Genomic DNA, 23,794 nt, shown 5'->3' on the forward strand with positions numbered 1-23,794 from the left:
TCGATAGCCTGTAGCCATCGATCCCTGCTAGCTAGGAGTAGCCGTGCTGCTGCGAATGTCGTCGTTGTTTCTTCGAACGCTGAGGGACGACCCGGCAGACGCGGAAGTCCCGAGCCACAAGCTGCTCGTCCGCGCCGGTTATGTCCGTCGTGTCGCACCCGGTATCTACTCCTGGCTGCCGCTCGGCAAGATGGTCCTGGAGAACGTCACGCGCATCGTGCGCGAAGAGATGGACCGCATGGGCGGCCAGGAGGTGCTCTTCCCCGCCCTCCTGCCCCGCGACTACTACGAGGCGACCGGCCGCTGGACGGAATACGGCGACACGCTCTTCCGCCTCAAGGACCGCAAGGGCGCCGACTACCTGCTCGGCCCCACCCACGAGGAGATGTTCACCGACATGGTCAAGGGGGAATACTCCTCCTACAAGGACTACCCGGTGACGCTCTACCAGATCCAGACGAAATACCGCGACGAGGCCCGCCCCCGGGCCGGCATCCTGCGCGGCCGCGAGTTCGTCATGAAGGACTCCTACTCCTTCGACCTGGACGACGACGGTCTCAAGCGCTCCTACGAGCAGCACCGCGAGACCTACATCAGGACCTTCGACCGCCTGGGCATCAACTACAAGATCTGCTTCGCCACCTCCGGCGCGATGGGCGGCTCCGCCTCCGAGGAGTTCCTCGCGCCCGCCCCGACGGGCGAGGACACCTTCGTCGCCTGCCACCGGTGCGGCTACGCCGCCAACGCCGAGGCGGTCACCACCCCCGCCCCCGCCGCGATCACCGGGGAGCGGCCGGCCCTGCGGGTCCTCGACACCCCCGACACCCCGACCATCGAGTCGCTGGTCAACCACGTCAACGAGCACCACGGCCTGGGCATCACCGCCGCCGAGACGCTCAAGAACGTCGTGGTCAAGGTCGCGACCCCCGGCTCCGGCAAGACCGAGACGCTGGTCATCGGCGTGCCGGGCGACCGCGAGGTCGACTTCAAGCGGCTGGAGGCCGCGCTGGCCCCCGGTGAGCCCGCCATCTTCGAGGCCGATGACTTCGCCAAGCACCCCGGGCTGGTCCGCGGCTACATCGGCCCGCAGGTGCTCAAGGACCTCGGCATCCGCTACCTCGTCGACCCCCGCGTGGTCGACGGCAGCGCCTGGGTGACGGGCGCCAACGAGCCCGGCAGGCACGCCGCCGGCGTGGTCGCCGGCCGTGACTTCGTCGCCGACGGCACGATCGAGGCGGCCGAGGTCCGCGCCGGCGACGCCTGCCCGGTCTGCGGCTCCGGCCTCTCCATCGACCGGGGCATCGAGATCGGCCACATCTTCCAGCTCGGCCGCAAATACGCCGACGCCGCGAAGCTGGACGCCCTGGGCCCCGACGGCAAGCCGATCCGCGTCACCATGGGCTCCTACGGCGTCGGCGTCTCCCGCGCCGTGGCCGTGCTGGCCGAGCAGAGGCACGACGAGCTCGGCCTGGTCTGGCCCCGTGAGGTCGCCCCGGTGGACGTCCACGTCGTGGGCACCGGCAAGGACAACCAGATCGAGGTCGCCTCCCAGCTCGCCGAGGAGCTCCAGGCCCGTGGCCTGCGCGTGCTGGTGGACGACCGCCCCGGGGTCTCCCCGGGCGTGAAGTTCAAGGACGCCGAGCTGCTCGGCATGCCCACGATCCTGGTCGTCGGCCGGGGCCTCGCCCAGGGCGTCGTCGAGCTGCGCGACCGCGCCACCGGCGTCAAGGAGGAGATCCCCGTCGCCGAGGCCGCCGAGCGGGTCCTGGCCGCCTGCCGCGGCTGACCCGCCGGTCTGACGCCGCGGCCCCGGACCGCGCACGTTTCCCCCGTCGGCCAGGTGGGCAGTCCAGTCACTGATACCGACGGTCATCCCTCGCATGCGGACAGTGAGCGTGCGGGGGATCGGGGGACGGGGGCCCATGGCGCAGGAGTTCGACGCGTCCGCGTACGGGCGCGCCATCGCGGACATTTATGACATGACCATGGCGGACGCCCCCACGGAGCCCGCCGTGGAGCGGCTCCAGGAGCTCGCCGCGGGCGGTCCCGTTCTGGAGTTCGGCATCGGCACTGGCCGGCTGGCGCTGCCCCTGGCGGCGCGGGGGCTGACCGTCGCGGGGGTCGACGGCTCCCCGGAGATGGTGGAGGTGCTGCGCGCCAAACCCGGAGGCGACCGCATCCCGGTGACGGTGGGCGACTTCGCCGGCACCCGGGTCGAGGGCGAGTTCAGCCTGGTCGTGCTGGCCGTAAACACGATCTTCGCGCTGCCCTCGCAGGAGGCCCAGGTCTCCTGCTTCCGCAACGCGGCGGCCCACCTGAGGCCGGGCGGCCGGTTCGTGGTCGAGGCGTGGACGCCCGATCTGGCGGCGTTCCGGGACGGCACGGCGCTGCGCCTGCTGTCGCTGGGCGAGGACAGGGTCTTCGTGGAGGCGGCGCGGCTGTCTCCGGCCGATCAGATGATGTACACGACCAAGATCGACCTGACCTCCGGCGGCCTGCGGCTCCTGCCCGCCAACCACCGCTACGCCTGGCCAGCCGAGCTCGACCTGATGGCACGCCTGGCGGGCATGGAGCGCGAGCACCGATGGGCCGACTGGCGGGGTGCCCCCTTCGCCGACGACAGCCGGGCGCACGTGTCGGTCTACCGCCTCTGACCCGCCCGCCGAGCCCTGACCCCGTCCGGGAGGCCGCGATGCAGCTACCTGCGCCCCGAGGGCCCGTCACCGCCCTGCTCTTCGACGGGCTGGCGGGTCCGCCCCGCGAGCTCGGCCCGCTGCCCGCGCCCGCCGGCGGGCCGGCGGTCGAGGACGAAGACCTCCAGCTCGCGCTCTTCTCCTGCTACGAGCTGCACTATCAGGGCTTCGACGGGGTGGACGACAGGTGGGAGTGGGACCCGTCGCTGCTGGCCGCCAGGCAGGTGCTGGAACGGCGGTTCGAGGGCGGCCTGGTGGAGGCCGTGCCGCGCCCGCTCCCCGCGCCGCCCACGCCGCCCGCGCGCATGCGCCGGGCCCTGGCGGAGCTGGTGGCCGCCGCCGACGAGGGCCCGTCCCTGGCGGCGTTCCTGGAGAAGAAGGCGGACCTCGGGCAGTTCCGCGAGTTCGTCGCGCACCGTTCGATCTACCACCTGAAAGAGGCCGACCCGCACACATGGGCGATCCCCCGGCTGCGCGGCCGCGCCAAGGCGGCCCTGGTGGAGATCCAGGCCGACGAGTACGGCGGGGGCCGGCTCGAACGCATGCACTCGGAGCTGTTCCGGGCCACGATGCGCGGGCTGGGACTCGACGACTCCTACGGGGCCTACCTCGACCGGGTCCCGGCGACCACCCTGGCGGTCGGCAACGCCATGTCGCTGTTCGGCCTCCACCGGCGGCACCGGGGCGCCCTGCTGGGGCACCTCGCGGCCTTCGAGATGACCTCCTCCCTGCCCAACCGCAAATACGGCCGGGGCCTGAGGCGGCTGGGCGGCGACGCCGCGGCCTGCCGCTTCTACGACGAGCACGTGCAGGCCGACGCCGTCCACGAGCAGATCGCCGGGCACGACATGTGCGGCGGGTTCGCCGCCGCGCACCCCGCCCTGGCCGGTGACGTCCTGTACGGGGCCGCCTGCGCCCTCACGCTCGACCGTCTCTTCGCCGAGCACGTCCTGGACCGCTGGGAGCGCGGGGCCACGTCGCTGCGCGAGGCGGGGCAGGCGGTGGGCGGCCGGTGATGGATCTCGACTACGTGCTGCCGCTGCGCTGGGACGACGACTCGGGCCTGGCGGAGCTGACGGCCTACCTGCGCCGGCTCGGGCGGAGCGCGCGGGTCATCGTCGTCGACGGCTCCCCGCAGACGGTCTTCGACCGGCACGCCGCCCTCTGGGGCGGGCTCGTCCTGCACGTGCGGCCCGACGGCGACCTCGGGTCCGCCAACGGCAAGGTCGCCGGGGTGATCACCGGGATGCGCCGGGCCCGGGCGGAGCACGTGGTCATCGCCGACGACGACGTCCGCTACGGCGAGGCCGAGCTGGCCGGGGTCGACGCCCTGCTGCGGACGGCCGACCTGGTGCGACCGCAGAACTACTTCGACCCGCTGCCCTGGCACGCCCGCTGGGACACCGCCAGGGCGCTGCTCAACCGCTGCTTCGGCGCGGACTATCCGGGCACGTTCGGCGTGCGACGGTCGACCTTCCTGAGGATGGGGGGCTACGACGGGGACGTGCTGTTCGAGAACCTGGAGCTCATCCGGACCGTCCGCGCCCACGGCGGGCGCGAACGCCGCCCGCTCGACCTCTATGTCCGCCGCCTGCCGCCCGATCCGGCGAGGTTCTGGTCCCAGCGCGTACGCCAGGCCTACGACGATCTGGCGCAGCCCGCCCGGATGGCGCTCTTCCTCGCCGTCCTGCCCGCGCTGGCCGCCGGGGTGCTGCTGCGGCGGCGCGGGGCGGTCCTGGCCGGTGCCGGGCTGGTGGTGGGGCTGGCCGAGATCGGCCGCCGCCGGGCCGGCGGGCGGCGGGTCTTCCCCTTCGTCACCGCGCTGTTCGCCCCGGTGTGGGTGTTGGAGCGGGCGGTCTGCAGCTGGCTGGCGCTGGGGGCCCGGTTCCTCCGGGGAGGGGTCGCCTACTCGGGTCGCCGGATGCGGACGGCCGCGCATTCGAGCCGGCGGCTCAGGACGCGCGGTCAGGCCGGCGGGTCGGGCTCGCTCGGGGCCCGGAACCCGGCGGGCCGGTGCGAGCCGTCGCAGAAGGGCTTGGCGGACGAGCGCCCGCAGCGGCACAGTGCCACCGTGGCCCTGCCGGGGGCGATGGGGACACCGTCCTGAGTCGTCAGCGTGAACGGCCCCCGCAGCAGCAACGGCCCGTCCTCGCAGGGGGTCACTGTGACCGAACTGTCCGTTTCACGCGGCATGTGAAGTTTGTGCCCGATGGGTCCGGTGAGAAACCATCCGGCCGCGGCCCGCGTGATCGGCCCCCGCGGGCCGTGCGCGGTCGGGTCACGTCCGGCCCGCGGACCGGCGCGCGGAGCCCGCGGCGCCGCGCCCGGGAGACCCGCCGGGCGGGTCCCCCGCGCGGCGCCGGTTACCGGGAGTTGCTGCCGAGGGTCTTGCGCCAGTGGAAGCCCCCGGGCAGGTTCACGCTCAGGGTGCGGCGGCCGTCGGCCGTCTTGGTGACCCGGAACGCGCGGTTGCCCCAGCTGTGGCCGACCCCGCTCCGCGACAGGTTGAGACGGAACGGACCGAACTTCAGCGACTTCCTGTATCCCCAGCCCATTGCTTCCTCCCTTGACGTGTCGGCAGGGAGGTTCAGCTACCCGCCTGCGCCGCTCCAAACGCGGGCGGGCGGCGGCTCACCCGTTCACGGCGGCGGGGTCGTCGCGGTGGGGGTGGGCCCGGGACGCGCGGGCATCCCCGGGAACGCCTCGATGTCCGGGCGCAGGCCGTAGGAGCGGACGGCGCACTCCTGCATGGCCAGCGCGGCCATCTTCCGCAGGGCCGGGTCGTCGGAGGCGGCCAGCTCCAGATAGGCGCCCGTCACCCCCCGTTCGACCGTCACGGCCAGCTCCACGGCCTGGGCCGCGCCGGACGGGGTGAGCGGCAGCCGGTAGCTCGCGGCCGGCTCGGCGGGGGCGCCGCCGCGGGCGACGATCAGGGCGCGGAGCCGGTCGCGGCGGGCGCGGTGGGCGTCGAAGGCGTCGGTCGCGACGGTGCGCAGCGCGCCCGTGGACCTGGCGGCGATGACCCCGTAGGCGTAGACGGCCGCGTGCTCGGCCGCCAGGGCCGTGTCGAGCCCCCGTTCGGCCCTCACAGCGGCCTCGACAGGGCCAGGGCGTGGGCGGCCTCACAGGCGCCGATGGAGGCGATCAACTGGGCCAGGGCGGGGGAGGCCCCGTCGAGCTGGCGGGGGCGGAGCGCGGCGGCCTTCCGCTCCAGCGTCTGCAGGCTCCGCAGGGACGCCTTCCGGGCCGGCGCGGGGGTGCCGGAGGGCGCGGGGGACGGGGCGCTCCCGGACGGCGCCGGGGTGGCCGCGGCCTCGGGCGGCAGCCGTCTGCGGAGCTCGGCGAGGTGGGCCTCGTGCCGCTCCCTGAAGGGGGCGAGCTTGGCGGAGGCGGCCGACGCGTAGCGCGCGATGGTCTGCTCCTTGCCCGCGATCAGCTGCTTGAGCAGCACGGTCTCCGGGTCGGGAGGCTCGGCCCGCGGGGGCTCCGGCTCCTCGGCGGCGCACCCCGCGACCGCCGCGGCGGCCACCCCGAGAGCGCCGCCCCGCAACAGGGCGCGCCGGGACAGGGAACGCACGGACGACCTCCGGTTATGGGTGGGCTGCTGACGCTCTAGCATCGTACGGGCTTGGAATCACATTCACCGCGCTTCTCGGACGGGCTCGCCGTACCGAGTGGCGCTCTTTCCACACCCCGGTGTGGATAGGCTTGTGAACCACATGGGCGAGGTCCGCCCGGCTTGAGATCGTGACAATAGGAGGTCGGCATGGGCAGCGCCACATCCCGCGACCGCCTGATAAAGCTTCTGGAACCTGTCGTCGGAGCCGAAGGGCTCGACTTGGAGGACGTCACGGTCACGCCGGCGGGCAAGCGGCGGTTGCTGCGCGTCGTCGTCGACCGTGACGGCGGCGTGAGCCTGGACGACGTCGCCGAGGTCAGCCTCGCCGTCTCCGCCACGCTGGACGCCGACGACGCCATGGGGAACACCCCCTACGTGCTGGAGGTCTCCTCTCCGGGGGTCGACCGCCCGCTCACCGAGCCGCGCCACTGGCGCCGGGCGGTGAAGCGGCTGGTCAAGGCCGACCTGAGGGACGGCACCTCCGTGGAGGGCCGGATCGTCGCCACCGACGAGACCGGCGTGGAGCTGGACGTTGCGGGCGCACCGCACCGCATCGATTATCAGGACCTGACCCGAGGACGGGTGCAGGTGGAATTCCGCCGGCTAGACGACGCCGAAGACGACGGCGAAGACGGCGACGAAGGCTAAGGGGGAGCCTCGTGGACATCGACATGAGCGTCCTGCGCAGCCTGGAGCGGGAGAAGGACATCTCCTTCGACCTGGTCGTCAAGGCGATCGAGGACGCGCTACTGATCGCATACTTCCGGAGCGAGGGCGCGGCCGCCAAGGCGCGGGCCCAGCTCGACCGGCAGTCCGGGCACGTGACCATTTTCGCCGCCGAGATCGACGACGAGAGCGGGGAGGTGCTCAGGGAGTTCGACGACACCCCGGGCAACTTCAGCCGCATCGCCGCGACCACCGCCAAGCAGGTCATCCTGCAGCAGCTCAGGGACGCCGAGGACGAGATCAACTTCGGTGAGTTCGCCAGCCGTGAGGGCGAGCTCGTGGCCGGCGTCATCCAGCAGGGCAAGGACCCGAGGGTCGTCCTGGTGGACCTCGGCAAGATCGAGGCAGTGCTCCCGCACAACGAGCAGGTCCCCGGCGAGGAATACGTCCACGGCGAGCGCATCCGCTGCTACGTGGTCCAGGTCAAGAAGGGCCACAAGGGCCCGTCGGTGACCCTGTCGCGCACCCACCCCGGTCTGGTGAAGAAGCTCTTCGCCCTGGAGGTCCCGGAGATCGCCGACGGGACGGTCGAGATCGCCGCCATCGCGCGCGAGGCCGGCCACCGGACCAAGATCGCTGTGCGGTCGCGGCGTCCCGGCGTGAACGCCAAGGGCGCCTGCATCGGCCCGATGGGCTCGCGGGTGCGCAACGTGATGGCGGAGCTGCACGGCGAGAAGATCGACATCATCGACTGGTCGGAGGATCCCGCGGAGTTCGTCGGGAATGCCCTCTCGCCCTCCCGTGTTTCCCATGTCGAGGTGATCGACGCCGAGGGGCGCGCCGCGCGGGTGACCGTGCCGGACTACCAGCTCTCCCTGGCGATCGGCAAGGAGGGGCAGAACGCCCGGCTGGCCAATCGCCTCACCGGATGGCGCATCGACATCCGTCCGGACACACAAGCAGGGGATGCGGCCGGTTCCGCAGATGCGTCCACACGGTAAGCTGGAATATGGTGGCCAGGCCGCCCCGCTGAGAATGTGTGTGGGGTGCCGGGTTCGCACGGTCTCCTCCGAGCTGCTCCGCCTGGTGGTGGTCGAGGGCGTTATAGTCCCTGACCTGCGACGACGGCTCCAGGGTCGTGGTGCTTCACTGCATCCCTCCCTGAGCTGTCTCGAGCTCGCCGAGCGTCGCCGAGCGTTTCCGCGCGCGTTTCGTGTCGCGGGCCCGCTCGACCCGTCGCGCGTACGGGCCCACCTGGAAGAGGTCCACGCTGAAAGGATCGGGTGAAATGGTTGCCAACTGTCATGTAGGACGCCGAGTTGATGGGCTGGTCAGATAGCTATGAGCGCCTGATGAGCATGCGGCGATGAGTACGTCTACGTAACGACGGTCCGGCGGCACTGCCTCCCGGGCCGAGTAAGGGAGTGCAGTGGCGAAGGTCCGGGTATACGAGCTCGCCAAGGAGTTCGGTGTAGAGAGCAAGGTCGTCATGGCCAAGCTCCAGGAGATGGGCGAGTTCGTGCGTTCGGCGTCCTCGACTATCGAAGCACCGGTAGTCCGTAGGCTCACGGAAGCTTTGGGCGGTCCCCCCAGGGGCTCGTCCGACAGGGGCGGCAACAGGTCGCCCAGGCCGCCTCAGGCGGCACCCCGGCCGGCTGAGAGCCAGGCCGGAAGCGGCGCCCCCGCGGCGCCGTCCTCGATTCCCAAGCCGGGACCGGCCCCCAAGCCGGGTCCGAGGCCTGGGCCCGCAGCGGCCCGTCCCGCGGCCCCCGCGCCGCAGGCCCCGCCCGTGGTTCCCCAGCCTCCGCAGGCGCCGCCTCAGCAGCAGCAGCAGCAGCCCTCGCCGGTTCAGCCGCCGCGTTTCGAGGCTCCGCGCCCCGACGCCGGACGCCCCGCGACCCCCGGCCCCAAGCCGGGTCCTCGCCCGGCTCCGCGTCCGGGACCGGCGCCCCGTCCGGAGGCCGCGCGTCCGGAGGGTCGCCCCTCCGGCGGCCCGGGTGGAGCCCCTTCGGGCCCCCGTCCCGGTGCGGCGCCCGGCCCCAAGCCCGGCCCGCGGCCGGGCCCGCGTGGGCCGCGCCCCGGCAACAACCCGTTCTCGTCGAACGCCAGCGGCATGGGCCAGGCCCGTCCGCCGCGTCCCGGCGGCCGTGACGGCGGCCCCGGCGACAGGGGCCCGCGTCCCGGTCCTCGTGAGGACCGCGGCCCCCGCGACCAGGGGCAGCGCGACGGCGCCGGTCCCCGTCCGCCCGCGGCCCGTCCGGGCCCGCCCGGTGCGGCGGGTCCGCGTCCGGGTCCCGGTGCGGGTGGTCCGCGCCCCGGCCCCGGCGCCGGTGCGGGTGGTCCGCGTCCCGGAGGTCCCCGTCCCAGCCCGATGATGATGCCCCAGGGCCGTCCCGCCGGTCCCGGCGGCGGCGCGGGCCGTCCCGGTCCGGGCGGCGCCGGCCGTCCCGGTGGCGGTGGCGGCGGTCGTCCCGGTGGCGGCGGTGGCCGTCCCGGTGGTGGCGGCGGTTTCGCCGGCCGTCCCGGTGGTGGCGGCGGCGCGGGCCGTCCCGGCACCGGAACCGGTGGTCCCGGTGGCGGTGGCGGCGGTTTCGCCGGCCGTCCCGGCGGCGGCGGTGGCCGTGGCCGCGGTGGCGGCACGGCGGGCGCCTTCGGCCGTCCGGGCGGACGCCCGACCCGTGGGCGCAAGTCCAAGCGCCAGCGGCGTCAAGAGTTCGACAACATGCAGGCCCCGGCGATCGGCGGCGTGCAGGCTCCCCGCGGCAACGGTCAGACGATCCGGCTGTCGCGTGGCGCCTCCCTGGCGGACTTCGCCGACAAGATCGGTGCGAACCCGGCGTCCCTGGTGCAGATCATGCTGCACCTGGGCGAGATGGTGACCGCCACGCAGTCGGTCAACGAGGAGACGCTCCAGCTCCTGGCCGCCGAGCTCGACTACAACCTGCTTGTGGTCAGCCCGGAGGAGGAGGACCGCGAGCTTCTCGAGACCTTCGACATCGAGTTCGGCGAGGACGAGGGCGACGAGTCCGACCTCGTCGCGCGTCCGCCGGTGGTGACCGTCATGGGTCACGTCGACCACGGTAAGACCAAGCTGCTCGACGCCATCCGTAACACCAACGAGGTGGCGCGCGAGGCGGGTGGCATCACCCAGCACATCGGTGCCTACCAGATCGCCACCGAGCACGAGGGCGAAGACCGGAAGATCACCTTCATCGACACCCCGGGTCACGAGGCGTTCACCGCCATGCGTGCCCGTGGTGCCAAGGTCACCGACATCGCCGTCCTGGTGGTCGCGGCCGACGACGGTGTGAAGCCGCAGACCATCGAGGCGCTGAACCACGCCCAGGCGGCGGACGTGCCGATCGTGGTCGCGGTCAACAAGGTCGACAAGGAGGGCGCCGACCCCAACAAGGTCCGGGCCCAGCTCACCGAGTACGGCCTGGTCGCCGAGGAGTACGGCGGCACCACGATGTTCGTCGACATCTCCGCCAAGAACGGGATCGGCATCGAGAACCTGCTCGAGGCCATCCTGCTCACCGCGGACGCCGAGCTCGACCTGCGGGCCAACGCCACGATGGACGCCCAGGGCGTCGCCATCGAGGCGCACCTCGACAAGGGCCGCGGCCCGGTCGCGACCGTGCTGGTCCAGCGCGGCACGCTCCGCGTCGGCGACTCGATCGTCTGTGGCGAGGCCTTCGGCCGCGTCCGGGCGATGCTGGACGACAACGGCGAGGCGATTCAGGAAGCCGACCCGTCGCGTCCGGTGCTGGTCCTCGGTCTGACCGCGGTCCCGGGTGCCGGTGACAACTTCATCGTCGTCACCGACGACCGGATGGCGCGCCAGATCGCCCAGCAGCGTGCGGCCCGCAAGCGCATCGCGGACATGGCCAGGTCCGGCCGTCGCCGCACCCTCGAAGAGCTCTTCAGCGAGATGGAGAAGGGCCAGGTCGACGAGCTCAAGCTCATCATCAAGGGTGACGTCTCCGGTTCGGTCGAAGCCCTCGAGGACGCGCTGCTCAAGATCGACGTCGGTGACGAGGTGCGCCTGCGGGTGCTCCACCGCGCCGTCGGTGCGATCACCGAGTACGACGTCAACCTGGCGGTCGCCGACGACAACGCCGTCATCATCGGCTTCAACGTGCGCCCCGAAGTCCGGGCGCGCGACCTGGCCGAGCGCGAGGGCGTCGACATCCGCTACTACTCGGTCATCTACCAGGCGATCGAGGAGATCGAGGCGGCCCTCAAGGGCATGCTCAAGCCGGAGTTCGAAGAGGTCCAGATGGGCACCGCCGAAGTCCGCGAGGTCTTCAAGGTGCCGAAGATCGGCAACATCGCCGGTGCGCTGGTCCGCTCGGGCACGATCGTCCGCAACAGCAAGGCCCGGATCATCCGTGGTGGTGTCGTCATCTCCGACAACCTCACCGTTTCGTCGCTGCGTCGCTTCAAGGACGACGCGACCGAGGTCCGCGAGGGCTACGAGTGCGGTATCGGTGTCGGCTACAACGACATCAAGATCGACGACGTCATCGAGACGTTCGAGATGCGGGAGAAGCCGCGCGTCTGATGCTCTGGTCCGGCGCGGGACCGCTCGCCCGGCCGGAGGCGGCCTCCACCCCATGGGTGGGCCGCCTCCGGCCGGCGGGTGGCCCCGCGCCGCCGGCGCACGGTGACCCGTGGCGAGTGACTCAATATGTATGTAGGTGCCCTGACATTGGACATCCTGCTCGGCGACGTTCACTCGCTGAAGCAGAAGCGCTCTGTGGTGCGTCCCATCATCGCCGAGGTGCAGCGACGGTTCCCGGGCGTGGCCGTCGCCGAGACCGGCCATCTCGATCTGCACCGCCGTACCGAGATCGGGATCGCGGTCGTCTCGGCCACCGCCGCGAACTGCGGCACGGTGCTGGACGACTGCGAGCGCCTGGTCGCCTTCCATCCGGAGATCGAGCTGCTGTCCGCCCGGCAGCGGCTCTACAACGAGGACGAGGACTAGTCACAGGGATGACCGGTCGCGGAGCCGCCCTCCGTGCCCGGTCGTTACTGTGAGAAGGGGGGAGTGAATATGGACGCCGCACGCGCACGTAAGATCGCCGACCGGATTCAGCAGGTCGTGGCCGAGATGCTGGAGCGTCGGATCAAGGACCCGCGGCTGGGGTTCGTGACCGTGACGGACACGCGGATCACCAATGACCTGAGCGAGGCCACGGTCTTCTACACCGTGTTCGGCTCGGAGGCCGAGCGGGCCGACTCGGCCGCGGCCCTGGAGAGCGCCAAGGGGCTCATCCGCTCGGAGGTGGGCCGCCAGACGGGTCTGCGCCACACCCCGACGCTGACGTTCACCCACGACCCGCTCCCTGACAGCGCCCGCCACCTCGACGGCCTGCTGGCCGAGGCGAAGGCCCGGGACGCCGAGATCGCCAAGCGGGCCGAGGGCGCGCAGCACGCCGGGGACGCCGACCCCTACCGCAAGCCCGGCGAGGAGAACGACGGATCCGAGGAGAACGACGAGGAGCCGTCACAGCGCGCGGGATACCCCGCAACGTGACGCCCGACCTGCGCGGCGGCGCCCCGATCCCGGTCAGCGACTGGGATCGGGCCGTCGGCCTGATCTCGTCCGCCGACGAGATCGCGCTGGCCTGCCACATCTCGCCGGACGGCGACGCGCTCGGCTCGACGCTGGCGCTCGGGCTGGCGCTGCGCGCGGCGGGCAAGCGGGTCACGGCCTCCTTCGGGGAGCGCCGCTTCAGGGTCCCCCGGCTGCTGCGCTTCCTGCCCGGGCAGGAGCTGCTGGTCGAGCCCGGCGACTACCCGGCCGTCCCCGATCTGATGATCACCTTCGACGTCCCCATCGTCGACCGGCTCGGCCTGCTCGCCGACAACGCGCTCAAGGCCCGCGAGCTGATCGTGGTGGACCATCACCCGTCCAACACCGGGTTCGGCACGCTCAACCTCGTCGACCCCGCCGCCGCGGCGACCGCGGTGCTCGCCGAGGAGCTGATCAACCGGCTCGGCCTGCCGCTCGACAGGGCCATCGCGACCTGCCTGTACGCCGGGCTGGTCACCGACACCGGCTCGTTCCGGCACTCCTCCACCACTGCCGGGGTGCACCTCATGGCCGCCAGGCTGCTCGACACCGGGCTGAACCCGGAGGAGATCGCCCGGGAGCTGTGGGACCGTTCCCCGTTCGGCTACCTCAAGGTGCTCGGCGCCGTCCTCGACCGGGTGACGCTGGAGCCGGAGGTGGGCCGGGGACTGGTCTGGACGTTCGTCACCCGGGCCGACCGGGCCGCCCACGGCCTGCCGTACGACGAGGTGGAGGGGATCATCGACGTGATCCGGCGCACCGATGAGGCCGACGTCGCGGTGATCCTCAAGGAGGACGACGACGGCGCCTGGCAGGTCTCCACCCGTTCCAAGGGCGCGGTGGACGTCTCCCGCGTCTGCGCCGCGCTGGGCGGCGGCGGGCACGCCAAGGCGGCGGGCTTCACCTCCCATCTGCCCGTCGAGCAGACGATGGCCGGTCTGCGCGCACTCCTGTAGTCTCCGCGCACTTTCTGTAGAAGGACTGTTCGAATGAGCACGGCTCGCGCCAAGCGCACCCCGCCGCCGAGCGGGCTGATCATCGTGGACAAGCCCGCCGACTGGACCTCGCACGACGTCGTCGGCAAGCTCCGCGGCATCGCGGGCACCCGCAAGGTCGGCCACGCCGGCACCCTGGACCCGATGGCCACCGGGGTGCTGGTGGTCGGCGTGGAGAAGGCCACCCGCCTCCTGGGCCACCTCGCCCTCACCGAGAAGGGCTACGACGCCACGATCCGGCTCGGCCAGTCCACCAACACCGACGACGCCGAGGGGGAGATCATCGCGACGGCTCCGGCCGCCGGGATCGCCGAGGAGGACCTCAGGAAGGGCGTCGCCGCCCTCACCGGCCGGATCATGCAGGTCCCGCCCCAGGTCAGCGCCATCAAGGTGAACGGCGAGCGCGCCTACAAGCGGGCCAGGGCGGGAGAGGAGGTCGAGCTCCAGGCACGGCCGGTGACGGTGTCGGGCTTCGAGATCACCGGCATCCGCCGCGCGGGCGACCTGATCGACGTCGACGCCTCGGTGACCTGCTCCAGCGGCACCTACATCCGCGCGCTGGCGCGTGACCTGGGCGCCGACCTGGGCACCGGCGGTCACCTGACCTACCTGCGCCGCACCCGGGTCGGCCCCTACGACCTGTCGATGGCGCGCACCGTCGAGCAGCTCTCCGCCGAGTGCACGATCCTGCCGATGGCCGACGCGGTCGCGGCGGCCTTCCCGCGCCGCGACGTGACCGCCGAGGAGGCGGGCACCGTCGCGCACGGTGGGCGGCTGCCCTCGCTGGGGCTGGGCAAGGGCCCGATCGGGGTGTTCGGCCCGGACGGCACGCTGCTGGCGCTGGTCGAGGAGCACGGAAAGATCACCAAATCGCTGGCGGTGTTCGTCTCCTGACCCGGTGTCCCGTGTGACATGACAGTGCTTTAAGGTTCGTGGACTGGACCTTTTAGCTCTGTTAGGAGTCGCCTCATGGAGGTGTCCCTCTCCTCCCGTCCCGCCGCCGAGGTCGCCGCGGACCTGCTCGTCCTGCCGGTGCGCGAGGGGTGCGACCCCGGGCTGGGCCTGGGCGGCGTGCTCGGCCAGGTCAGGTTCACCGGCCGGGCCGGTCAGGACCTGCTGCTGCCGCGCCGGGACGGCGACGCCTTCCGGGCGGCCGCGGTCCTGCTCGTCGGGCTCGGCGCCGACGACGACGGGCACGCGGTGCGGCGGGCGGTGGGCCGGGTCGCGCCCCGGCTGGCCGACTTCCCCACGGTGGCGGTCGCCTTCCCCGACGCCCAGGCGGTCATCGAGGGTGTGCGGCTGGGCGGCTACCGGTTCGACGGCTACAAGAGCGAGCCGCGCGGGCACGCCGTACGGGAGCTGATCGTTCTGGCCGGCGAGGACCCGCGGGGGGTCGCGCGGGCCGGGATCGTCGCCGACGCGGTGACCTTCGCCCGGGACCTGGTCAACACTCCGGCCGGTGACCTGGTCCCGATGGACCTGGCCGAGCGGGCGCGGGCGATGGCCGAGACGTACGGGCTGGGCGTGCGGGTGCTGGAGGCCGCCGCGCTCGGTGCGGGCGGCTTCGGCGGCATCCTCGGCGTGGGCGCGGCCAGTGCCAACCCGCCGTGCCTGATCGAGGTCAGCCACCCCGGCGACGGCGCCCACGGCACGGTCGGCCTCGCGGGCAAGGGCATCACCTTCGACTCCGGCGGTCTCGCCATCAAGGGCCCGGGGGCGATGTCCACCATGAAGTGCGACATGGCGGGCGGCGCGACCATGCTCGCGGTCGTCCAGGCCGCCGCCCGGCTGGAGCTGCCGGTCGGGGTCACCGCCGTGGTGCCCGCCGCCGAGAACATGGTCAGCGGCTCCGCGATCCGTCCCGGGGACGTGCTCACACATCGCAACGGGCGGACCACCGAGGTGACCGACACCGACAGCGAGGGCCGCCTGGTGCTGGCCGACGCGCTCGCCTACCTTGCCGAGAGCTCTCCGGACGTGCTCATCGACGCGGCCACGCTGACCTACTCGGTGATGCACGCGCTCGGGGAGGACATCACCGGGGTGATCGGCAGTGACCGGCGGCTGGTCGGCGAGCTGATCGCGGCCGGGACGCGGGCCGGCGAGCCGATGTGGGAGCTGCCGCTGTGGGAGCCCTACGCCGACAGGCTCAGCTCCGAGATCGCCGACGCGAGGAACGAGGGCGGCAGCCTGGCCGACGCGACGATCGCCGCGCTGTTCCTGCGCCCGTTCACCGCCGGGCTGCCCTGGGCGCACCTGGATTTCGCCACCACCGCCTACCTGGACAAGGCCACCGACCTGGGCCCGGCCGGGGCGACCGGCGCGATGGTCCGCACGCTGATCGGCTATCTGGAGACCCGCTCCCAGGGCGGTCCGGAGACCCGCTCCTAGACGGCGCCCGGAGACCCACTTCCAGGGCGGTCCGGAGAGCTCCGGTGAGGTGCGGGCTCGACGCCTCCGCCTCACCGGTGCTCTCCGCCATGGCCCCGCCGCCGGCAACGCCCGTGGGTGGCGCACCTAGCCCGTGGTCGGCGCACCTAGTAGGCGGGCCCGATCCCGGAGTCCGGCTCCCCGGCCGGGCCGGGCTGCCCGGGGACCCGGCCCTGGGCGCGTTCGAGCATGGTGCGCATCATGTCGGAGGTGAGCGTGAAGTGCTCCTCCGCCAGGGAGCCCGCCTGCTCGGCGTCGCCCGCCTCGATGGCCTCGTAGATCTTCCGGTGCTCGATCAGCGCCCGCTGGTAGGCGTCCGGGTCGTCCTCGCCGTACGGCTCGACCGGGAAGCCCAGGCTCACCCGCGTCAGCAGGTCCCGGCTCAGCGCGTTGATCTTCGGGTTGCCCGTCGCGGCCAGCACGGCGTTATGGAAGGCCGCGTCGGCGGCCTGCTCCTGGCCCAGCGTGCCGGCCGCTGCGTAGCCCTCCAGCGCTACGCGCATGGCCGCCAGGTCCTCGTCCGTACGGCGGAGCGCGGCGGTCCGCGCGACCAGCCCCTCCACCAGGCAGCGCAGGTCGAACAGCTGCTCCAGCTCGGGCCAGCGGGGCAGGAGCGTCCGGCGCACGGCTGAGGCGGTGGCCTCGGTCCAGCTCGCCCTGACATAGGCCCCGCCGGTCCGGCCGCGTTTGATCTCCACGATGCCCACCGCCTGCAGCCGGCCGATGGCCTCGCGCACCGTCGCGCGGCTCACGTCGAGGATCGTGGCCAGCTCGCGCTCGCCGGGCAGGCGTTCGCCCGGCAGGTAGTCGCCTATCGCGACGGCGGTCATCAGCCGGTCGGCCACCTCGGTGGCCACCGACTGCACCCGGACGGGGCCGAGCGCGGCGGGCTGGGCGACGTCGTCCAGCACCTGGCCCAGCATCCGGGAGAGGTCGTCGGTAGTGGGGGGCGTCGCGTCGGGGTGCACACCTGGAACGTTACCCAAACTCCCGGTTTCAAAAAAGGTCTTGTGTTCAGGCCATTAATCCTTAAGATGTCCACAACACGGACATTCGTCTCATCTGGTGGCATGTGTCCCCAATCGTCATATGGAGGACTGTGGTGGCCATCCCCGAACCGACCACCCAGGGTCTCGCCCCCTTCAAGGACTGGCGTACCTGGTACCGCGTGACGGGCGACCTGAACGCGGACAAGACCCCCCTCGTCGTGCTGCACGGCGGCCCCGGCGCGGCCCACGACTACACGCTGCGCATGGCGCGGCTGGCCGAACAGGGCCGGGCCGTCGTCCACTACGACCAGCTCGGCGTGGGGCTCTCCACCCACCTGCCCGAACGCGGCGCCGACTTCTGGACCGTCGAGCTCTTCCTCGACGAGTTGGACAACCTGCTCGCCCACCTGGGCATCGACGGCCGCTACCACCTGATCGGCCAGTCGTGGGGCGGCATGCTCGCCGCCGAGCACGCCGTACTGCGGCCCCGCGGGCTCAGGGGCCTGGTCATCGCCGACTCGCCCGCCTCGATGAAGCTCTGGCGCGAGGAATGCGACCGGCTGCGCGCCGAGCTGCCGCCCGAGGTCGAGCGGACGCTCCGCGAGCACGAGGCCGCCGGGACGACCGACAGCGGCGAATACCGGGCGGCGGAGAAGGTGTTCAACGCCCGCCACGTCTGCATGATCGTGCCGAACCCGCCGGAGGTCCTGGCCAGCGACGCCAAGACCGCCGAGGACCCGACCGTGTACCACACGATGAACGGACCGACCGAGTTCCACGTCGTCGGCACCCTGCGGGACTGGTCGGTCGTCGACCGGCTGCACCAGGTGACGGCGCCGACCCTGCTCGTCTCCGGGCGCCATGACGAGGCCACCCCTCGCACCGTGCAGCCCTTCGCGGACCACATCCCCGACGTCCGATGGCAGATCTTCGAGCACTCCAGCCACATGCCGCACATCGAGGAAGAGGAGCTCTTCCTGCAGGTGGTCGGCTCCTTCCTCGACTCCACGGACTAGGACCACCATGAAGCGCAACATCCCGATCGCGGCGGGCGCGGCCCTGCTCGCCCTGTCCGTCGCGGCCTGTTCCGGCGGCTCCCCCCAGACCGCGCCGGCCGGGCCGGCCGGGCCGGCCGGAACCTCCCAGGCGGCCGGCGCGGGATTCCAGGAGCAGCACAAGGGGGGCACGCTCCGCCTGCAGGCCAAGGCCGGCGACGGCACGCTCGACCCGCACATCAACTACAGCAACGGCAACTGGCAGGTCTTCCAGGCCATGTACGACGGGCTGCTGGCCTTCAAGAAGGTCGGCGGCGAGGCGTCCTACGACCTGGTCCCCGACCTGGCCGAGGCCATGCCCGAGGTCAGCGCGGACGGCAGGTCCTACACCTTCACCCTCCGCAAGGGCGTGAAGTTCGCCGGCGGAGCCGAGGTCACCGTCGACGACGTGGTGGCCTCCTTCCAGCGGATCTACAAGGTCTCCGGGCCCACCTCCGGCACCTTCTACGCCGGGATCGTCGGCGCCGCCGCCTGCGTCAAGAAGCCCGGGGAGTGCACGCTCGACAAGGGCGTGGTCGCCGACAGGGCCAAGAACACGGTGACGGTCAACCTGGTCGAGCCGGACTCGGAGTTCCCGCTCAAGCTCGCCCTGCCGCACGCGGTCGTGCTGCCCAAGGACACCCCGGACAAGGACCAGGGCACCAAGCCGATCGGCGGCACCGGCCCCTACACGGCGGTCTCCTACGACCCCAACAAGGAGCTCAAGCTCGTCCGCAACCCCGACTTCACCGAGTGGTCGCGCGAGGCGCAGCCGCAGGGCTACCCGGACGAGATCGTCTACTCCTACGGCCTCACCGCGGAGGCCGCGGTCACCGCGGTCCAGAACGGCCAGGCCGACTGGGTCTTCGATCCGCTGCCCGCCGACCGGCTCGGCGAGATCGGCGCCAACTACGCCTCCCAGGCGCACGTGAACCAGCTGTCGGCCTTCTGGTACCTGCCGCTCAACGTCAACCTCGCCCCCTTCGACAGGCCCGAGGCCCGCCAGGCGCTCAACTGGGCGATCGACCGCCAGGCCGTGGTGAAGATGTTCGGCGGGGCCAACGTGGCCCAGCCCGCCTGCACGCTCCTGCCGCCCGGCATCCCCGGCCACGCCGACTTCTGCGACTTCCCCAAGCCGGACCTGGCCAGGGCCAAGGACCTCGTCCAGCAGTCGGGGACCGCGGGCCAGGAGGTCTCCGTGGTCGTCGCCGACGACGAGGTGAGCAAGCAGATCGGCGAGTACGTCCGCAGCACCCTGGAGCAGATCGGCTACCGGGCCAAGCTCAAGGTCATCTCGACGAACATCCACTTCACCTACATCCAGAACGACAAGAACAAGGTCCAGGTCAGCGTCTCCCAGTGGTACGCCGACTACCCCGCCGCCTCGGACTTCCTGCACGTGCTGCTGTCCTGCGCGTCCTTCCGGCCCGGCAGCGACTCCAGCATCAACATCTCCGGCTACTGCGACAAGGACGTCGACGCCCGGATGGCCGAGGCGATGACGCTGGACCGGACGGACAAGGACGCCGCGAACGCCAAGTGGGGCGAGATCGACCGCGACCTGACCAAGGCGAGCCCGATCATCCCGCTGTTCACCCCCAAGCAGGTGGACTTCGTCTCCAGCCGGGTCGGCAACTACCAGTTCCACAAGCAGTTCTTCATGCTCATCTCCCAGCTCTGGGTCAAGTAGATGAGCACGGTGAACGGGGCCGGACCCATCCCCGTCGTCGCCGCCCCGGTCCGGCCCGGTGCCAGTCCGTGGCGGCAGGCCGCCACCCGGATCCTGCGCAACCGCTCGGCGATGGCCGCAGGGGCCGGGCTGCTGCTCATCGTGCTCGTCTGCCTGCTGGCCCCGGTCTACGCGGGCTCGATCGCGCACACCGACCCGTTCGTCTCCAACGTCTCCGGCACCACGGTCGTGGGCGGCCAGGAGGTCCAGGTCCTGCAGCAGAGCACCGAGGGCCTCGGCCTCGGCGTCACCCCGATCGGCCCCACCGGCGACCCCGGCCACTATCTGCTCGGCGCCGACAACCAGGGCCGCGACGTCATGGCCAGGATCCTGTACGGCGGGCGCAACAGCCTGCTGATCGGCGTCTCCTCGGCGCTGCTGTGCTGCGCGCTGGCGACGGTCCTCGGCGTGGTCGCCGGATACTTCGGCGGCTGGATCGACGCCGTGCTCTCCCGCCTGTTCGACGTCGTCTGGGCCTTCCCGGTCTACCTGCTGGCCATCTGCCTGTCGGTCGTGCTGCTGACCAGCGGCCTGCACCTGGGACCCGTCCACATCGACGCGGGCAGTCTCGCGCTGCCGGTCGTCATCATCGCGCTCATCTACGTCCCCTACGTGGCCAGGCCGTTGCGGGGCCAGGTGATGGCGCTGCGCGGCAAGGAGTTCCTGCACGCCGCCGTCGGGCTGGGCGCGAGCGACCTGCGGATCATGCGCCGCGAGGTCCTGCCGAACGTCCTGCCGACCGTGGTGGTCTTCCTGCCGCTGATGACCGCGCTCAACATGCTCACCGAGTCGGCGCTGTCGTTCCTGTCGGTCGGCGTCCAGTCGCCCGACGCGAGCTGGGGCACGATCATCAACGACGGCCTGGCCCTGCTCTACACCCGGCCGATGATCACGATCGCGGCCGGACTCTCCGTCGCGCTGACCGCGGTCGCGCTCAACGTGTTCGGCGACGGCGTGCGCGACGCGCTCGACCCGAACGCCCGGCTGCGGGGAGGCGCCTGATGGCCGGATACATCCTGCGGCGGCTCGGCGCCGCGCTGCTCGTCCTGTTCGCGATCAGCGTGCTGGTCTTCCTGATCTTCTTCGCCACCCCCGGCGTGGACCCGGCGGCCCGCATCGCGGGCAAGAACGCCGACCCGGCCACGCTGGAGCAGGTGCGCGCGTCGTTCGGCTTCGACCGGCCGCTGCCCGTGCAGTACCTGATGATGATGAAGCACCTGTTCGTCAGCCATGACCTGACCTCGTTCGTGAACCGGGGCACGCTGGTGATCCCGCAGATCATGGAGGCGGTCCCGGTCACGCTCTCGCTCGTGGTGGGCGCGGCGGTGATCTGGATGGTGCTGGGCGTGGCGATGGGCACTCTCGCCGGGGCCATGCGCGGCACCCTGGTCGACCCGCTGGTCATGCTGCTGGGCGTCTTCGGCGTCTCGCTGCCGGTCTACTGGCTGGGCGAGGTGGTCAACCTGATCACCCAGAAGGAGTTGCACGGGTCTGTCTTCTCGTGGGTGCCGCCGCTCGGCTACGTGCCGTTCTCGCAGAGCCCCGGCCAGTGGGCGCTGCACCTGCTGCTGCCCTGGCTCACCCTGGCCCTGCTGTACGCGGGGATCTACGCCAGGCTGCTGCGCGGCGAGCTGATCCAGGCACTGAACGAGGACTACGTGCGCACCGCCCGCGCCAAGGGCCTGTCGGAGCGGCGCATTCTGATCAGGCACGCCCTGCGCTGCTCGCTGATCCCGATCGTGTCGCTGTTCGGACTGGACTTCGGCGCCCTCGTCGGCGGCGCGGCGCTGCTGACCGAGGTGGTCTTCGGCCTGCCGGGCGTGGGCAAGCTCACCTACCAGGCGCTGCAGAACCTCGACCTGCCCGTGATCATGGGCACGGTCCTCTACGCCGCCTTCTTCGTCGTGCTGGCCAACGCCGTGGTGGACGTCCTGTACGCCCGGCTCGACCCGAGGGTGCGCCGTGCCTGACCGATCCCTTTCCGAACCGCCCGCCGAGCCCCTCCTCGAAGTCAGCGACCTGCGGGTGCGTTTCCGCTCCGGCACCGGCCACTTCACCGCCGTCGACGGCCTGTCGTTCTCGGTACGGCCGGGCGAGGTGCTGGGCGTGGTGGGGGAGTCGGGTTCGGGCAAGAGCGTGTCGATGCTCGGCGTGCTCCGCCTGATCCGCACCCCTAATGCTGAAATTTCCGGAAAAGTAATCTTTCGAGGGCGGGATCTGCTGGCCCTGAAGGACCGGGAGATGCGGGCCGTGCGGGGCCGGGAGATCGCCATGATCTTCCAGGACCCGATGACCGCCCTCACCCCCGTCTACACGGTCGGCTGGCAGATCGCCGAGCAGATCCGCGCCCACGAGAGGATCTCGAGGAAGGCCGCCCGCGACCGCGCGGTCCGGCTGCTCGACGAGGTCGGCATCCCGGCGCCGGGCAGGCGGGTCGACTCCTACCCGCACGAGTTCTCCGGCGGCATGCGCCAGCGCGTGGTCATCGCCATGGCGCTGTCGTGCAACCCCGGGCTGCTGATCGCCGACGAGCCCACCACCGCGCTCGACGTCACCACCCAGGCGCAGATCCTGGACCTGATGCGCCGCCTGCGCGCCGACCACGGCTCGGCCATCGTCATGATCACCCATGACATGGGCGTGGTCTCCGAGATCGCGGACGAGGTCCTGGTCATGTACGGCGGGCGCGCGGTCGAGCGCGGCCCCCGCGGGGACGTCTTCCGCACTCCCCGCCATCCCTACACCTGGGGCCTGCTCGACTCGGTGCCCCGGGTGGGCGGGCCGCGCGTCCGGCGGCTGCCCACGATCCCGGGCACCCCCGGCGCCTCGGGCGGCGGCTGTCCCTTCGCCGGCCGCTGCTCCCACCGGCACGCGGCCTGCGACGAGGTCCCCCCGCTCACCGGCGGCGCCGGTCACCTGGACGCCTGCTGGCTGCCCGGGGAGGACCGGGAGCGGATCCGGCGTGGTGACCGGAGCGCCCCGGAGACGACCCCGGCACGACGGACCGCCCACGCGGCGGATGAGGAGCGGTGAGCGACCCGTGAACACAGCGGACACGACGATGAGCACCCTGCTGCGGGCCACCGATGTGGTCAAGCACTTCAAGGCGCGCGGCGGCCGCGGCGTGCAGGCCGTCAACGGGGTCTCGCTGGAGGTCAGGACCGGGGAGACCCTCGGCGTGGTCGGCGAGTCCGGGTGCGGCAAGTCCACGCTCGGCCGCTGCCTGGTCCGGCTGACCGACGTCACCACCGGCCGGGTGGAGTTCGACGGGCAGGACATCACCGCCCTGTCCCGGCGCGCCCTCCGCCCGGTCCGCAGGGGCCTGCAGCTCGTCTTCCAGGACCCCTACGCCTCGCTCAACCCGCGCCGCACGGCCGGCGACGCGGTCGCCGAGCCGCTCAGGATCCACGGCCACGGCGACGCCGCCGCGGTCCGGAGGCGGGTCGGCGAGCTGTTCGACCTGGTCGGGCTGGCCAGGACCCACCTGGACCGCTACCCGCACGAGTTCTCCGGCGGCCAGCGCCAGCGGATCGGCATCGCCCGGGCCATCGCCCTGTCGCCCAAGCTCGTGGTGGCCGACGAACCGGTCTCGGCGCTCGACGTGTCGGTGCAGGCGCAGGTGCTCAACCTCTTCGCGGACCTGCAGGACGAGCTCGGGCTCACCTACGTCTTCATCGCGCACGACCTGGGCGTGGTGCGGCACGTGTCGGACCGGATCGCGGTGATGTATCTGGGGGAGATCGTCGAGGTCGCCGAGGCCGAGGCGCTGTACGCCGCGCCCTCGCATCCCTACACCCACGCGCTGCTGTCGGCGGTCCCGGAGATCGACGACGGGTCCGGGGCGCCGCGCCGCGAGCGCGTCGTGCTGACCGGCGACGTGCCCAGCCCGATCGACCGGCCCACGGGGTGCTCCTTCCATCCCCGCTGCCCGATCGCCCAGGAGCGCTGCCGTACCGAACGTCCCGCGCTGGGCCGCGTCGGGGGACGTCAGGTGGCCTGTCACTTTCCAATGAGCTCCCCGATTGGAGAGATGGCGGGCAAGCATGGCAGGCTTTAGG

General features: G+C 72.0%; 23 protein-coding genes and 1 pseudogene. 19 read left to right on the forward strand and 5 right to left on the reverse strand.

Annotated elements, in window-relative coordinates; translation table 11 throughout:
• Positions 1–43 precede the first annotated feature (43 nt).
• The 4 genes from ACZ6R6_RS00720 (at position 44) to ACZ6R6_RS00735 (ending at position 4,800) form a co-directional block, all read left to right on the forward strand.
• Entirely contained in the window at positions 44–1,786 is a 1,743-nt protein-coding gene (locus ACZ6R6_RS00720) for a proline--tRNA ligase (RefSeq protein WP_470089035.1), read from the forward strand.
• 94 nt (positions 1,787–1,880) lie between these two features.
• On the forward strand, positions 1,881–2,654 hold the full coding sequence (locus ACZ6R6_RS00725; protein WP_470089036.1) for a class I SAM-dependent DNA methyltransferase: 774 nt from the start codon (positions 1,881–1,883) through the stop codon (positions 2,652–2,654).
• 38 nt (positions 2,655–2,692) lie between these two features.
• Positions 2,693–3,709 carry an iron-containing redox enzyme family protein gene (locus ACZ6R6_RS00730; protein WP_470089038.1) on the forward strand — a complete coding sequence of 339 codons (1,017 nt, stop codon included), beginning with the start codon at positions 2,693–2,695 and terminating at the stop codon, positions 3,707–3,709.
• On the forward strand, positions 3,709–4,800 hold the full coding sequence (locus ACZ6R6_RS00735; RefSeq protein WP_470089039.1) for a glycosyltransferase family 2 protein: 1,092 nt from the start codon (positions 3,709–3,711) through the stop codon (positions 4,798–4,800). Before ACZ6R6_RS00730 ends, ACZ6R6_RS00735 begins: the two co-directional genes overlap by 1 nt.
• Here the strand turns inward: ACZ6R6_RS00735 and ACZ6R6_RS00740 are convergent.
• From ACZ6R6_RS00740 to ACZ6R6_RS00755, 4 genes and pseudogenes are all read right to left on the reverse strand, one after another.
• Positions 4,764–4,886 (reverse strand): annotated as a pseudogene (locus tag ACZ6R6_RS00740) (hypothetical protein); the annotation flags it as partial. The gene ACZ6R6_RS00735 and the pseudogene ACZ6R6_RS00740 sit on opposite strands and share 37 nt — an antisense overlap.
• A 170-nt stretch (positions 4,887–5,056) precedes the next feature.
• Positions 5,057–5,248 carry a DUF4236 domain-containing protein gene (locus ACZ6R6_RS00745; protein WP_470089041.1) on the reverse strand — a complete coding sequence of 64 codons (192 nt, stop codon included), beginning with the start codon at positions 5,246–5,248 and terminating at the stop codon, positions 5,057–5,059.
• 84 nt (positions 5,249–5,332) lie between these two features.
• Positions 5,333–5,782, reverse strand: coding sequence for a ferritin-like domain-containing protein (locus ACZ6R6_RS00750; RefSeq protein ID WP_470089042.1), 450 nt, complete (start codon positions 5,780–5,782; stop codon positions 5,333–5,335).
• Positions 5,779–6,270, reverse strand: a complete 492-nt coding sequence (locus tag ACZ6R6_RS00755; RefSeq protein WP_470089043.1) for a hypothetical protein — start codon at positions 6,268–6,270, stop codon at positions 5,779–5,781. Before ACZ6R6_RS00755 ends, ACZ6R6_RS00750 begins: the two co-directional genes overlap by 4 nt.
• A gap of 189 nt (positions 6,271–6,459) precedes the next feature.
• Between ACZ6R6_RS00755 and rimP the strand changes: the two genes are divergently transcribed.
• The 9 genes from rimP (at position 6,460) to ACZ6R6_RS00800 (ending at position 15,945) form a co-directional block, all read left to right on the forward strand.
• Entirely contained in the window at positions 6,460–6,960 is a 501-nt protein-coding gene (gene rimP / locus ACZ6R6_RS00760) for a ribosome maturation factor RimP (protein ID WP_470089045.1), read from the forward strand.
• Between the two features lie 23 nt (positions 6,961–6,983).
• Complete coding sequence (gene nusA / locus ACZ6R6_RS00765) at positions 6,984–7,979, forward strand: transcription termination factor NusA (RefSeq protein WP_306858543.1); 996 nt, start codon at positions 6,984–6,986, stop codon at positions 7,977–7,979.
• A gap of 34 nt (positions 7,980–8,013) precedes the next feature.
• The gene (locus ACZ6R6_RS00770) at positions 8,014–8,265 is read left to right on the forward strand and encodes a YlxR family protein (RefSeq protein ID WP_306858544.1); all 252 of its coding nucleotides are present in this window, start codon (positions 8,014–8,016) and stop codon (positions 8,263–8,265) included.
• A 142-nt stretch (positions 8,266–8,407) separates the two neighbouring features.
• Positions 8,408–11,542, forward strand: a complete 3,135-nt coding sequence (gene infB, locus ACZ6R6_RS00775) for a translation initiation factor IF-2 (protein ID WP_470089046.1) — start codon at positions 8,408–8,410, stop codon at positions 11,540–11,542.
• 126 nt (positions 11,543–11,668) lie between these two features.
• Positions 11,669–11,968, forward strand: coding sequence for a DUF503 domain-containing protein (locus tag ACZ6R6_RS00780; protein WP_470089047.1), 300 nt, complete (start codon positions 11,669–11,671; stop codon positions 11,966–11,968).
• A 69-nt stretch (positions 11,969–12,037) separates the two neighbouring features.
• Positions 12,038–12,520 carry a 30S ribosome-binding factor RbfA gene (rbfA, locus tag ACZ6R6_RS00785; RefSeq protein WP_470089049.1) on the forward strand — a complete coding sequence of 161 codons (483 nt, stop codon included), beginning with the start codon at positions 12,038–12,040 and terminating at the stop codon, positions 12,518–12,520.
• Positions 12,517–13,515, forward strand: a complete 999-nt coding sequence (locus tag ACZ6R6_RS00790; RefSeq protein ID WP_470089050.1) for a DHH family phosphoesterase — start codon at positions 12,517–12,519, stop codon at positions 13,513–13,515. Before rbfA ends, ACZ6R6_RS00790 begins: the two co-directional genes overlap by 4 nt.
• Positions 13,516–13,548: 33 nt before the next feature.
• Entirely contained in the window at positions 13,549–14,448 is a 900-nt protein-coding gene (gene truB, locus ACZ6R6_RS00795; protein WP_470089052.1) for a tRNA pseudouridine(55) synthase TruB, read from the forward strand.
• A 75-nt stretch (positions 14,449–14,523) separates the two neighbouring features.
• A complete protein-coding gene (locus ACZ6R6_RS00800) occupies positions 14,524–15,945 on the forward strand; it encodes a leucyl aminopeptidase (protein ID WP_470089053.1) in 1,422 nt (473 codons plus the stop codon).
• 146 nt (positions 15,946–16,091) lie between these two features.
• On the opposite strand, the gene ACZ6R6_RS00805 is transcribed toward ACZ6R6_RS00800, so the two are convergent.
• A complete protein-coding gene (locus ACZ6R6_RS00805; protein ID WP_470089055.1) occupies positions 16,092–16,952 on the reverse strand; it encodes a FadR/GntR family transcriptional regulator in 861 nt (286 codons plus the stop codon).
• A 134-nt stretch (positions 16,953–17,086) separates the two neighbouring features.
• On the opposite strand from ACZ6R6_RS00805, the gene ACZ6R6_RS00810 reads away from it, so the two are divergent.
• From ACZ6R6_RS00810 to ACZ6R6_RS00835, 6 genes are read left to right on the forward strand one after another with little or no spacing between them, the layout of a single operon-like run.
• On the forward strand, positions 17,087–17,989 hold the full coding sequence (locus tag ACZ6R6_RS00810; RefSeq protein WP_470089056.1) for a proline iminopeptidase-family hydrolase: 903 nt from the start codon (positions 17,087–17,089) through the stop codon (positions 17,987–17,989).
• A gap of 7 nt (positions 17,990–17,996) precedes the next feature.
• Positions 17,997–19,697 carry an ABC transporter substrate-binding protein gene (locus tag ACZ6R6_RS00815; RefSeq protein ID WP_470089057.1) on the forward strand — a complete coding sequence of 567 codons (1,701 nt, stop codon included), beginning with the start codon at positions 17,997–17,999 and terminating at the stop codon, positions 19,695–19,697.
• The gene (locus ACZ6R6_RS00820; protein ID WP_470089059.1) at positions 19,698–20,738 is read left to right on the forward strand and encodes an ABC transporter permease; all 1,041 of its coding nucleotides are present in this window, start codon (positions 19,698–19,700) and stop codon (positions 20,736–20,738) included.
• Positions 20,738–21,706 carry an ABC transporter permease gene (locus ACZ6R6_RS00825; protein WP_470089061.1) on the forward strand — a complete coding sequence of 323 codons (969 nt, stop codon included), beginning with the start codon at positions 20,738–20,740 and terminating at the stop codon, positions 21,704–21,706. The genes ACZ6R6_RS00820 and ACZ6R6_RS00825 overlap by 1 nt, the downstream gene beginning before the upstream one ends.
• Positions 21,699–22,769 (forward strand): ABC transporter ATP-binding protein, encoded by a 1,071-nt coding sequence (locus ACZ6R6_RS00830; RefSeq protein WP_470089062.1) that lies wholly within the window; start codon positions 21,699–21,701, stop codon positions 22,767–22,769. The genes ACZ6R6_RS00825 and ACZ6R6_RS00830 overlap by 8 nt, the downstream gene beginning before the upstream one ends.
• Complete coding sequence (locus ACZ6R6_RS00835) at positions 22,756–23,793, forward strand: ABC transporter ATP-binding protein (protein WP_470089064.1); 1,038 nt, start codon at positions 22,756–22,758, stop codon at positions 23,791–23,793. Before ACZ6R6_RS00830 ends, ACZ6R6_RS00835 begins: the two co-directional genes overlap by 14 nt.
• Position 23,794 lies beyond the last annotated feature (1 nt).

The organism is Streptosporangium sp. NPDC048886, from assembly GCF_055586905.1.